This is a genomic window from Corallococcus sp. CA053C (genome assembly GCF_003611675.1).
In the GTDB taxonomy this organism is placed as follows: Bacteria; Myxococcota; Myxococcia; order Myxococcales; family Myxococcaceae; genus Corallococcus.
The window spans coordinates 1-11,931 of sequence record NZ_RAWA01000310.1 but is presented as its reverse complement, the minus strand read 5'-3'; the positions used below and the strand labels follow the sequence as shown (position 1 = coordinate 11,931).

Genomic DNA, 11,931 nt, shown 5'->3' with positions numbered 1-11,931 from the left:
TGCATGTTCCACCGCCTCAAGCGCTTCCGCGCCGTGGCCACCCGCTTCGAGAAGACCGCCACCAACTACCTGGCGGTCCTCCACCTGGCCTGCATGATGCTTTGGCTTAATTAGGGACACCCCCTAGTCCTCTGACCGGATGAAGACTGCGGGCCACACGGGTTCGCTCGAACAGAAGGCCGTATGGGACACGCGGCATTTCAGGGCAAGGTGGGCAGCGACGCCTCGCGAGAGATGACGAGAAGCCAATTCTCCACAGCAGGCTCTCCCAGGCGTACCAAGCGCGAGTCGACCGGGAACCGCTGGAGTCCCTTCCCGGCATCGACAAGTGCGAGCCGGTAGGCGTGGACATCTGCCCCGTCGTCCGTCAACTCCATCTGGGCCTCGAAGGGCTCACACCTCTGGGTTGTCACCTCGATGACCCAGCCGTTGAGCTCAAGCGACCGTGGAGATGAGGACTCAAGTCGGCGCACCAGGAGGCCGTCGGGGCTTCCGAAGCCTCGGGCATCCTCAAGCTCGGACAGGCGCACACGCAGGAGGGACTCCAATGCCAAGGCCACAGAGTCCACGCGCGACCCACGCTCATTGGGATGCCCGACCTCAAGGACGCTCCGGACTGCGACCGCGAGTTCGCGCTCGCAGCGTCGAACCATGCCCTCCGCATCGCCAGGGCGGGCATCGACATCTCGCTCCCGCGTCACGGTGCCCTCCCATTCGTGCCTCGTAGGCATGTCAGTCTCTGCATCGGGCCTCCACCCCAAGACGGGCATCCACACACGCCTGATGGCCCGGATATGACGGAGGAGCCTCCATCTTCCAGCCGTATGAGGACTAGTCGCGCACCTCGCGCACCAGCACGTGGCCCGTGTCCTGACCGGGCGGAACGAGCTCCAGCCGCGCGCCTGCTTCCACGCGGTCCAGGAGCGCGCCCAGCGCCGTCAGGTCCGTGACGGGGATGCGCGTGGCGGGGGCCTGCTCCTCGCCGCGCGCCATCGCCTGGGCGACGCGGGCCTCGTCGCGCAGGTCCGTCTCATAGACGAAGGTGCGCTCGTCGTAGTCGTGTCCCCCGGGGACGCGGCCCACGAGGCGCATGGGCCCCAGCCGGGTGTGTACGCGCACCGCGGGGTTGTCCCACTGGGTGACGCCGCGCAGGCGCTTCGCGCGCACCATGCCCAGCGTCAGCGTCTTCACCCAGGACGACGCACCCCGGCCCGGCAGGAAGCTGAACAGCGACACGCCCACGAACAGCCCCGGCGTCAGCGACGGCGCCACGTAGCAGGCCGCGCCAATGGCCAGCTCCTCGTCCGCCAGCAGCAGCCGCTCGCGCGCGGGCGCCTTCAACAGCCGCGCGGGACAGCGCAGCAGGCCGATGGCCCCGGGCAACAGGTACAGGTCCGACAGCACCCAACGCGGCACGCCGATGCCGCCGAAGGCCAGCTGGTTGAGCGTGAGGTATTGCCGCGCCAGCTCCGCGTTGTGCTCGGCCAGCAGGTGCGTCACCGGGATGCCGGAGGGCGCCAGGTCCAGGGACGGCACGTGTACGCCGGAGCCCAGCGCCTGCAATGACAGCTCCGGGTTCGCGGCGAAGAACGCCTGGGCCAGCGGCGCGAGCTCACCCGCCATCGGCTTCGATGTCCTTCGCCACCGCGTCCAACCGGTACTCAGGGGGAAGCTGGATGCGGGCCGGATCCACCGACGCGCGCGACACCAGACACCGCGACGAGCCCCCACCCTTCTCCGTCAGCTCCGGCATCGGCATGGACACCACGCGCATGCCCAGGCCCTGCAACAGGTCCACCACGTGCGTAGGCATCACCGTGGGCGCGAGCAGGTCGCGGCCCAGCGGCAGCCCGTTCGTCGCATAGCGGCGGATGTCCGCCTCCGTCACCCGCACCAGCCGGTCCGCGCCGAAGCGCCGCTCCAGGAGCGCCACCGACTCCGGCGCCATCACGTCCGGGCACACCAGCAGCCGGTCCACCGCGGGCAGCGGCAGCACCGCCATGTTCCCGTGGAACGCGGGCTCGCGCACCTGCACGCGCAGCACCTCGCCGGGGAAGTGCTTCTGGGCCGCCTCCAGTCCGTCGAGCGTGGTGCGCCCGCCCCAGAACAGCAGCGTCACGCCGTCGAACGTCGCCACGTCGCCGTGCGCCTCCCAGATGCCCACGCCGGGATCCACGACTTCCATCCCCATGCGCCGGGCCAGCGGCGCCCAGTGGTCGCGTTCAGCGAAGCGGTGCGCGCTCATCATCCGGGGCAGCAGGAACAGCGGCGCCTGTCCCTCGCGGGCGACCACCTGCCCGCACTCGGCCGCGTAGGGCATGCCCGTCAGCGCGTCCGACGGCGAGGGCAACGCCACCACCGTGCCGCCGCGCGATTCAATGTGCCGGGCCAGCGTCAGCCACTCCCGCCTCGCGCCGCGCGCATCCGCCGGGGCCGCCTCGCGGCTGCGGAAGTTCGCCCGGCCCCGCAGGGCCCAGGTCCGGCCTGGAGGAGACATCAGGAAGAGGTCCATCATCCCCTCGCTTCTAGCCGCCGGACGGAGGCGTCACAACGCATCCGCCACCTGACGCCCGGCCGTCCAACACCCGGCCGTCCACCGCTCCACAGTGGGGGGGTGCGCCGGAGCCGTCCGTCCTCCGGCGGCGGAGAGGAAGCCGGCATGCGGCTGGACCCCGCAGTGCCCTTCGGGGACGGACCGCTGCTGGCCACCCTCCGCTGGCGCATGAGCGCGGGCCGCCTACTCCTGGTTCCGCGCCAGCAGCTCGATGGCCTCCAGCTCCGCGCGGAGCCCCTCGCGCTCTGACGCCGACAGGGCAAGCGCGCCGAGGTCCCGCGCCAGCTCCCGGGCACGGGGCATGTCCCCCAGGACCACGGCCAGCTCCGCCCGGGCCGCGAGCCCCCGGGCCCGCTCCACCGTCGTCCCGGAGTCCGCCTTCTTCAGCGCGACGTCCAGCACCTTCGCGGCCGCGGCGTCATCGCCCTTGAAGTCACGCAGGCGCCGGGCCGTCTTGAGCGCCTTGGCGAGCGCGGAGCCCGAAGCGTCCGCATCGTCGTCCCCGTAGCCCGAGGGCTCGTCCCGCCGGATGAACATGAGGGAGTTGCCGGAGGGGTCCACGACGGTGAAGCGCGACTGCCCCTTCTTCATGCGGGTCATTCGCGGGACACCGCGCAGGGGAATCCGGCCGTAGGCCTCTCGCAGCGCGGCCAGGAAGCGCGCGTGCAGGTCCTCCACCTCGTCCACAATGATCAGACAACTGCTGAAGGCCTTCAGCGGATCCAGCCCCTTCAGGCCGAAGAAGTGGAGCTGGGCACCGCCCCGCCGCGTCGCCGCGTAGGGGTTCGGAGTCCGCTGCTGGTACGTCACCTCGAAGCCCAGCAGGCCGTAGAACTCGAGCGTCGGAGCCATCTCCACGCAAGGCAGCAGGGGGATGCAGGCATCACCCTTCATGGGAGCGCTCCTCCGGAGCCAGGTCCTTTTCGAGACGCAGGCGCGCTTCCCGAACGCCTTCGAGCGCCGAAGCCAGCAGCCCCGAAGCCAGGCCCGCGCCCATCCGGTCCGCCCACGCGGCATGCGCCTGCTCGACCTTCCGCAAGGCGCGGCGCCCGGAGGCGGTGAGGGAGACGCACTTCGCGCGTTGGTGATGCGGGTTGTCGACGTACTCCACGAACCCGTCGCTCGCGAGCGCGTCCGCCGTCTGTTGCACGCTCTGCCGCGCAAGCCCCATCGTGCGCGCCACCGCCGCCACCGTGACAGGCCCGTGATCAATGACACCCAGCACCTGCCAGCGGGCGCTCGTCAGCCCCGCGGGCGCACTCAGCCTGTCTCCGGCCTGGAGCAGCAGCCCGTTCAACTGGAACACCTCCAGGACGAGCGCGGTGAAGGTTTCGGCCTTCCGGGTCAGTGACGACATGGACAGGAACCTGTCAATTCGACAGGCCCCTGTCAATCTTCAGTCCGCGGCACCCTCCACGCGCGACTGGAGCACGGAGCCCAGCACCGCCGCGGTGTCCTCCGGCAGCCGGGACAGGTGCGTGTAGAGCACCTCCTCCACCTGGGACACCGCCTCCGGGGGAGCCCCCGCCTCCCGCAGCCCCGCCAGCACCGCGTACGCCGCCGCGCCCAGCGGGCCCACGAAGCCGCGCGACTCCTCCCAGAACTCCTCGAAGCAGGGCACCGCCTCTCCCGCCACCACGCGCGAGAGCCGCCCCAGGCACGCCTCCCAGTAGGCCCGGTGCGCGTCGCGGGCCGCGTCGTCCGCGAACGGCCCCTGGCGCAGGAGGAGCCGCGTGCTCCCGTCATCCCTGGGCTCGAACGTCAGCTCCACCCGGGTCCGCCCGGAGGGCACCGGCCCGCCCTCCCAGTCCATCTCCAGCGCCAGGAAGCGCGGGGGCTCCGCCTCCACGATGCAGCCCACCTGCGCGAACGACCGACCCACCGCGTCCCGCAGCACCACCCGGTAGGGCTGGCCCAAGGCGCCGGGGTCGGGCGCGTGCGTGCGGTGACAGCCCGGCGGCGCGCCGAACCAGCGACGGATGAGCGCGGGCTGCTCGAAGGCGGGGAACACCGCGTCCGGCAATCCCGGCAGCTTCCATTCCAGGTTCAGGTCGCTCACGCCTGCGCCCCCGAACGCGTGCGCAGCTCGAAGCGCGGCACACCGGAGAGCAGCGCTTCGGGCGCCCGGTACTGCTCCACCACCAGGCTGATCCGCGAACCCTCCATCCCCTGTGCGCCGGAGGAGATGGCCTCCACCTCATGCAGCAGGTCTCCCCGGAACATCACCAGCGCGCGCGGCTCGGGCGTCAGCTCCGCCACCCGACCTCCCCGGTGATACAGCCGCAGCGCCCCACCCCGGAGTTCCTTCGGAACCTGGACATACAACACGCTCACCGCCACCGGGCAGCCGATACTCGGTCCGTAGAATTCCAGACTCCTGTCGATGTGGGCCGCCACCCCCTTCCCCTGTCCCACCAGCAAGGGGTTGAGCAGGAAGGCGTTGCACTCCGGCAGCAGCGTCTTCGCCAGGAAGGGCGCGAACGCCGGGAAGCGCCGGTTCACGTCCGGCAGCGCCTCGCGACGGAACGTCAGCGAGAAGCCATAGGTGCCGGAGAACTGCCCCGACAGGTTCGACTCGCCCAGGAGCGACGAGCCCAGGATGGCCGAGCGGATGGACTCCGTCGTCTCCTCAGGCAGGGCCTCGGGAGTGCGATGGAAGAAGGTGTCGAGCCGGAAGGCCCCACCCCACGGTGGCTGGAAGCGCATGGCCCCGGAGTCTACTCGCGCCCCGAGTGCGCCGCGTTGCGGCAATGCCTCTCAACACATCGCGTCACCACCACAACAACACATCGCGTCACGAATTACATCATTTTCGCTTATTCACATTTTATCATGCCTTAGTTGATTTCTCCGGCCTCCCACCTTGCAGCCGGAATGAATCCCGACTTTCTTCGGACAAGCTACGAAGTCCCCTTCGCAGCGCCGCCGTCCCACGCTCCATCCACCCCATTGGAGTCGCATCCATGAGCCGCAGCAGACTCACGGGAATCGTGCTCGCGTTCCTGGCCGCCAGTTGTCTGGCGGTTGATTCCGAAGCCGCCACCTATGGCGTCACCCCCTCTGGTTCGTCCGCCATCTTCTACGTCGACACGACGGATTGGGCAGACATCCACTACAAGCTGAACAACGGCCAGCAGCTCAACATCCGCATGGCGGTGACGGGAGGCCGCAACCAGTACACGGTCACCGGCCTCGTCGCTGGCAACTTCATCGACTACAACTACACGTACTGGGATGTGTCGTGCGCCTGTGCGCGGGACACCGCCGTGACGCGCTACACGCATACGGGCGGCACCACGCCGCCCGTGGACGCGGGCACGCCGCCCGTGGACGCCGGTACGCCGGACGCAGGGCCGCCCCCCAACGGCGACGCGGGCCCCGTGGTGCCGCTGTTCACCAGCGCCACCGCACTGGAGCCGGCCACCATCGAGACCACCTCCACGGCCATCATCACCCGCGTGGGCGACCGCGTGCGTGACCGCCACATGCGCGAGGACATGTACCAGGCCTACGACCACTACCTGGCGCTCTACTTCCAGCAGCGCACGCACTGGATTGAGATCGTCGACGAGGTCGCCAAGGGCGGCAGCAACATCACCGTCAACCTGTACTCCGTCTATCCGTACGACAGCCCGGACTTCCGCGCGTTCTTCCGCGGCCTCAACACGGTGGCGGAGTACTTCCACAACGCGGACTTCGTGAAGGTGAGCGACTTCAAGCAGACGGCCACGGTGAACTTCAACGCCAAGGAAGGCCGCGCCATCCGCGTGGGTGACCGGATGGAGATGGAGATTGGCGTGTTCCTCCAGGCGCCGGTGGAAGGCCGCTTCAACTACTACTCGTCGGGCATCCTCTACATCGTGGGCCAGGGCGGCATCGTGCCCTTCGAGGGCCAGGGCGCCATCCGCGACTCCTTCCCGCTGCCGGCGAAGGCCTGGGCGGGCGGCCGCACGACGCTGCACACGCCGTTCTCCAACGAGCCGGACAACCGCTTCCTGCAGATGTCCACCAACATGGCGCCGGTGAACGCGCAGCCCTTCGTCGAGGGCCGTCGCCTGCACCACACCAACTTCCAGGACGGCAGCCACTCGGAGCCGGGCAACCCCGTCTTCACCGCGCAGGCGAACAAGCTGGGCAACAACTTCGTCGAGACCTCCTGTGTCGCCTGCCACAAGCAGAACGGCCGGGGCCTGCCTCCGACGACGACCAACACCACGCTCACGAACTACGTGGTGAAGGTGGGCAAGGTGAACGGCAGCACCGTGACGGTGGACCCCGCGCTGGGCTTCCGCCTGCAGTCGCGCGCGGTCAGCGGCACGCCCGAGGCGGACGTGCGCATCAGCGGCTGGACGACCACGGGCGGCAACCTGGCGGACGGCACGGCGTACCAGCTGCGCAAGCCGACGTACGGCTTCGTCAACGTGACGCCGACGAACTTCTCCGCGCGCATCACGCCGCAGCTCATCGGCATGGGCCTGCTGGAGGCGGTGCCGGAGTCGCAGGTGGCGGGCCTCGCCGACCCCAATGACAGCAACGGCGACGGCATCTCCGGCCGCATGCAGACGGTGCGGGACCCGGAGACGGGCGTCACGCGCCTGGGCCGCTTCGGCTGGAAGGCGGCCACGGCGCGCGTGCGTCACCAGGTCGCCGAGGCGCTCAACAGCGACATGGGCGTGACGACGTCCGTGTTCAAGTCGCTGGACTGCGGCACGTCGCAGCAGGGCTGCGCGGGCACGAGCACGGAGCTGGGCGACTCCGACCTGGACAAGCTCACCCGCTACATCAGCCTGCTGGGCGTCCCGGCGCGTCGCGACTACAACGACGCGACGGCGCTCCAGGGCGAGACGGTGTTCAACAACGCGGGCTGCGCGAAGTGCCACGCGCCCACGCTGACCACCAGCCAGTACAGCCCGCTGAACGAGTTCCGCAACGAGACCATCCACGCGTACACGGACCTGCTGCTGCACGACATGGGCACGGGCCTCGCGGACAACCTGCCCGAGGGTCAGGCGTCCGGCGCCGAGTGGCGCACCGCGCCCCTCTGGGGCATTGGCCTGACGACGGGCGTCAGCGGCGGTGAGTCGTACCTGCACGACGGCCGCGCGCGCAGCGTCACCGAGGCCATCCTCTGGCACGGTGGCGAGGGCGATGCCTCCAAGCAGGCCTTCGTGAACCTCTCCGCGTCGGACCGCAACGCGCTGCTGAAGTTCGTGAACTCGCTGTAGTCGTCACCGCGAACGCATGAAGCCAGACGCCGGGCGGAGCCACCGTGCTCCGTCCGGCGTCCTGCGTTTCAGGGACGCGCGCAGTGGATTCCACCCGCGGGCGAGGCCAGGGCGGAGCGCACGCAGGCGAGGCCCTCCACGACGGGCGGCGGTTCGCGGAGGCTGCTCCGGGCGTGGGCTTCGAGCTGTTCGACGATGCGGCCGAACTCGTCCAGGGCCCTGCGCGCCTCGGGGTCTGTCCGCGCGAGGAGGGGCTGGAGGCGGGCCTCCACCTCGGGCGCCACGCGCCACGCCACGGTGGTACGGCCCACGGTGGGCAGCAGCGTCAGCATGGGGGCGTCGGGCACGCCTTCCACGGCCAGCTCCAGCCGGTGGTCGCGACAGCGGGCGCGCACTTCGGGCCGGGGCGGCCGGGTGACGGTCCCTGTCTGCGGGATGCCCGCGGCGCGTTCGAACTCCAGCCCACCTGGCAGTGACAGGGATTGGGAGATGAACGCCGTGAGCGTCTTGTGGGCCTCGCGCACCGTGAGGATTTCGCGGACGGACAGCGCCCATTCTCCGCCCGGACCCGGCTGGCCCAGCTCACACGGGAGTGTTTCAAAGAACCGGCGAGGCAGCGCCTTCGCTTCGTCAAAGGGCAACGACAGGGCACGCATCCGCACGCCACCGGGCCCCTGCTCCAACGCATCCGAGGACCGTTCCGCCTTGAAGCGGAGCGTCACCGGACGCAGTTCCCTGGGTCCCTCCAGATGAAGAGACAGGGTCGACTCGATACACGCGGGCCCTTCCGGTGGCGAGAACGGCTCCGCGAAGACGAGGAAGGCGACGTCCTTTCCGAACCACTCGCCTTCTCTCAGGGTCAGCAGGTCCGCCCGGGTCGCGGGTTCGGGAAGGGTGTCCGCGACCAGCGTGGGGAACGCCGCGCCTGTCGCGCAGTCGGTGACGCGGTCGATGCCCAGCGAGACGTTCTCGATGAGGCGCCGATCCACCGGGGTGGTGCCCCGTGCTCCGATGAGGACACGCCCGAACACCGTGTGGCCGTCGTAGCGGACGTTCTCGAAGGCCAGGACAGGCGGCTCCGACGGAGTGGGGGGCTGCTGTGGATGGGCACAACCGCTTCCCAGCACCAGTGTGAGAGCCCCTCGCCTCAGGATGTTCCGCAGCTTCATCGCGAGCTTCCTCATCGGATCGGGCAGTTCCCCCGCATCGTGACGGAACCCGCAGGAGAGGGCGAGTTCATGAACGAACGCCTCCTGTCGGCAGAGGGCCGCTCGATACGGATGCATTGAACTGACGTGAGGGCCCATGCTGTCATGGGGCTCGGAGGCCACTGGCTCCCGGCGTTTCCCTTCCCTCCGGAGTGCACGCTGGCGCACCGTCGCCGCGCATCTTCGTAGCCAGCGCGCCTTCGTCACGCCACGCTGGCCTCTCCGTGGACGACCCCCGCCTTCCCGACCCCGAAGCCCTCCGCCCGCTGCTCACCGACGCCCTGTCGCTGCCCGCGCTCCAGCCGCACGGCCCGCGCCTGGAGCGCCTGCTGGAAGACTACGCCCGTGGCATCGCCCGCAAGGACGCGCCGCTCGTCGTCGCGCTCGTGGGCGCCACCGGCGCGGGCAAGTCCACCCTGCTCAACGCGCTCGCGGGGCAGGCCCTCTCCCGCGAAGGCGTGGACCGCCCCACCAGCACCGCGTCCACCCTCTTCGCGCCGGAAGGCACGTCCGTGGAGGAGCTGTCGCGCACCGGCGCGCGCGTGGTGCGCTACACGCCCGGCCCCCAGGGGCTGTGGAGCGGGCAGATCTTCATCGACACGCCGGACCTCAACAGCGTGGCCACCCAGCACCGCGACGTGGCCCGCGCCGCGCTGGACAAGGCGGACGTCGCGCTCGTCGTCATGCACCGGGGCAGCGTCGCGGAGGCCACCCAGGTGGACTTCCTCAACGAGTTCGCCCGCCGCCGCGCGCTCGTCTTCATCCTCAACTTCGCCGACGAGCTGTCCGCCGACTCGCGCGATGCCCTGAAGTCTCAAATCCGCCGCGTCGCCACCCAGCACCACGGCCTCGCCGCCGAGGACGTGCACGTCTTCGCCATCAGCGCACGCGCCGCCAAGGACGGCCAGGACGTGTCCGGCGAGTTCGGCCCGCTCCTCTTCCACCTCAAGGGTCTCGCCACCCAGGCCGTCGCCACCCGCGTGCGCCACAGCAACGCCCTGGGTGCGCTGGAAGAGATCGCCTCCACCGTGAAGACGGCGCTGGGGGAGACGGACGCCCTGCTGGAGAAGACGCGCGCCGCGCTCGACGCGGGGCTCGCGCGCGCGGGCGAGGCGTTGCAGAGCGACTTCGACGCGCGGCTGGGCCTGGCCCACGGACACCTCGCGTCGGAGGTGCGCCGTCAGGCCGCGGGCCGCTTCTGGGGACCCGCCGCGTGGGGCCTGCGTCTGTCATTGTGGGGCGCTTCCGGCATGGGCGCCGGCGCGCTGGTGGCCCGCCGCAGCCTGCCCGTGGGACTCGCCGTCGCCGCGGCCTCCACCGTGGTGGACGCCGTCAGGGACCGCACCCGCGCCCGCGCCGCGGAGGTCGCCGTGGTGGAGCCCTTCGAGGACGACTTCCTCGCCGAGTCCGCCGCGCGCACCGCCCTGGCCGAAGCGCGCAGCGTGGCGCGCAACCAGGGACTGGAGGCGGAGACGCTGGGGGTGCCGGACGTGGAGGCGATGCTGGCGGAGCTGCGCGTGGCCCGCGCGGGCGCCTGGCGCTACACGGCCTCCACGGCGGTGGCGGAGGCCGTGGCCCGCTGGTGGCGCACGGCGCGGTGGCTGGTGCTGCCGCTCATCAACCTGCCCCTGCTCGCGCTCTTGGGGCACGTGGGGTACCGCGTGGTGAAGGGCTACGTGGAAGGCCCCCTGCTGCCGTTGGAGTACTTCATCAACGCGGGGGCCTTCTTCGGACTGCTCGCGGGCGCCGGAGCGCTGCTCGCGTCAGCGAGTCTCGTCGGAGCCGCTCGCCATGCGGGGCGCGCGGGCCGGGCTCGCTTTGTCGAGTCCCTCGCCGCCCTGGGCGGGAGGCTGGGAGAGGCCGTCGAGAATGGCCTTGGCCCCGGGCGGCAGGCCGCGCGACGCATCCTGGATCGAACCGGCGGTGGGCGGTGACATGGACTCCACCGCCTGACCCGGCAGGTGGACGCCCCCGGCGGACGCCATCATCGGCTGCGCGGAGTCCTTGCACAGCGGCGCCGACACCAGCGTGTCACGCACCGGATCGCCATAGCCCACGATGCGCGCGGGCACGGAGGGGTTGTTCCACCCGGAGCCCTGCTCCTTCGCGACCTTGAAGTGCAGGTGCGCGCCGCACGCCCAGCCCGTCGCGCCGGAGAAGCCGATGAGCTGGCCCTCCTTCACGCGCTCACCGGCCTTCACCACCACGGCGCTGAAGTGCAGGTACTGCGTCTCCAGCCCGTCACCGTGGGAGATGACGACGTAGTTGGCCAGGGGCGCGAACTGCTCCCCACACCCACCCTGCTTGCTGTCACCGCGCGCCATGCGGACGGTGCCGTCGTGCGACGCCACGATGGGAGTGCCTTCCGGCATGCGGAAGTCCCACGCGAAGGTGTCGTTGTGCTGGTGACTTCCTGTCTCATGCCCCTGGCTCACCGTGTAGATGCGACCACAGGCGAAGGGCACACCCACCTCGGCGACGACATTCGTAGCCTTGGAGGGGACAGTGGGAGCTGAAGCCAGGAGGGAGCCGACGAGCAGAGCGGAGAAGGTCATATCGGGGCGGGCGGATAACCGGTGCAAGGGCTTGCGCTATTTCCCTTCGATTTTCGCTCAATCCCGAACGGATCACTAGCAGGCGGGCTGCGCCCCGCCCTGTCTCCAGGGGGCGACCCTTGACCACACCACAGAGGAGAAAGCAGCCTGAAGCACGGGAGCGCCTGCCTCCTCGCCTGCCGGGTTGTCAGCCTTGAGCCCTCTGAAAAGAGCCTCGTCCAATCCCTGTCATGGAGCGGCCACAATGACAGACGCTCGCCCGCCTCCCTGGGCTCCTGGCAGGCCTGGAACACACCCGTCCGCGGGGATCAGGAAACCGGCCCAACAAAGTGACTGGTCACTTTTTAAATGGAGGATTATGCTTCAGGGCATGCCCCCGAAGTCCGCCC

Annotated in this window: 10 protein-coding genes and 2 pseudogenes; 3 read left to right on the top strand and 9 right to left on the bottom strand. The window is 70.2% G+C overall.

Annotated elements, in window-relative coordinates; genetic code table 11:
* Positions 1-114, top strand: a pseudogene (locus D7V97_RS31105) (IS5/IS1182 family transposase); the annotation flags it as partial.
* A gap of 86 nt (positions 115-200) precedes the next feature.
* Here D7V97_RS31105 and D7V97_RS31100 read toward each other — a convergent pair.
* From D7V97_RS31100 to D7V97_RS31070, 7 genes are all read right to left on the bottom strand, one after another.
* Complete coding sequence (locus D7V97_RS31100) at positions 201-701, bottom strand: hypothetical protein (RefSeq protein WP_147445042.1); 501 nt, start codon at positions 699-701, stop codon at positions 201-203.
* A gap of 130 nt (positions 702-831) precedes the next feature.
* Positions 832-1,623 carry a hypothetical protein gene (locus D7V97_RS31095; protein ID WP_120614253.1) on the bottom strand — a complete coding sequence of 264 codons (792 nt, stop codon included), beginning with the start codon at positions 1,621-1,623 and terminating at the stop codon, positions 832-834.
* The gene (locus tag D7V97_RS31090) at positions 1,613-2,515 is read right to left on the bottom strand and encodes a dimethylarginine dimethylaminohydrolase family protein (RefSeq protein ID WP_233583335.1); all 903 of its coding nucleotides are present in this window, start codon (positions 2,513-2,515) and stop codon (positions 1,613-1,615) included. The genes D7V97_RS31095 and D7V97_RS31090 overlap by 11 nt, the downstream gene beginning before the upstream one ends.
* Positions 2,516-2,737: 222 nt before the next feature.
* Complete coding sequence (locus D7V97_RS31085) at positions 2,738-3,448, bottom strand: VOC family protein (RefSeq protein ID WP_120614252.1); 711 nt, start codon at positions 3,446-3,448, stop codon at positions 2,738-2,740.
* On the bottom strand, positions 3,438-3,911 hold the full coding sequence (locus D7V97_RS31080) for a MarR family winged helix-turn-helix transcriptional regulator (RefSeq protein WP_120614251.1): 474 nt from the start codon (positions 3,909-3,911) through the stop codon (positions 3,438-3,440). The genes D7V97_RS31085 and D7V97_RS31080 overlap by 11 nt, the downstream gene beginning before the upstream one ends.
* Positions 3,912-3,950: 39 nt before the next feature.
* On the bottom strand, positions 3,951-4,613 hold the full coding sequence (locus tag D7V97_RS46670; protein WP_120614250.1) for an SRPBCC domain-containing protein: 663 nt from the start codon (positions 4,611-4,613) through the stop codon (positions 3,951-3,953).
* Positions 4,610-5,260, bottom strand: a complete 651-nt coding sequence (locus tag D7V97_RS31070) for a 2OG-Fe(II) oxygenase (RefSeq protein ID WP_120614249.1) — start codon at positions 5,258-5,260, stop codon at positions 4,610-4,612. The genes D7V97_RS46670 and D7V97_RS31070 overlap by 4 nt, the downstream gene beginning before the upstream one ends.
* 257 nt (positions 5,261-5,517) lie before the next feature.
* Between D7V97_RS31070 and D7V97_RS31065 the strand changes: the two genes are divergently transcribed.
* Complete coding sequence (locus tag D7V97_RS31065; protein ID WP_120614248.1) at positions 5,518-7,779, top strand: di-heme oxidoredictase family protein; 2,262 nt, start codon at positions 5,518-5,520, stop codon at positions 7,777-7,779.
* A 68-nt stretch (positions 7,780-7,847) separates the two neighbouring features.
* Here D7V97_RS31065 and D7V97_RS31060 read toward each other — a convergent pair whose 3' ends face one another.
* Positions 7,848-8,948, bottom strand: coding sequence for a hypothetical protein (locus tag D7V97_RS31060; protein ID WP_120614247.1), 1,101 nt, complete (start codon positions 8,946-8,948; stop codon positions 7,848-7,850).
* 263 nt (positions 8,949-9,211) lie between these two features.
* On the opposite strand from D7V97_RS31060, the gene D7V97_RS31055 reads away from it, so the two are divergent.
* Positions 9,212-10,921, top strand: a complete 1,710-nt coding sequence (locus D7V97_RS31055) for a GTPase (protein WP_120614256.1) — start codon at positions 9,212-9,214, stop codon at positions 10,919-10,921.
* Between the two features lie 177 nt (positions 10,922-11,098).
* Here D7V97_RS31055 and D7V97_RS46835 read toward each other — a convergent pair.
* Positions 11,099-11,359 (bottom strand): annotated as a pseudogene (locus D7V97_RS46835) (M23 family metallopeptidase); the annotation flags it as partial.
* Positions 11,360-11,931 lie beyond the last annotated feature (572 nt).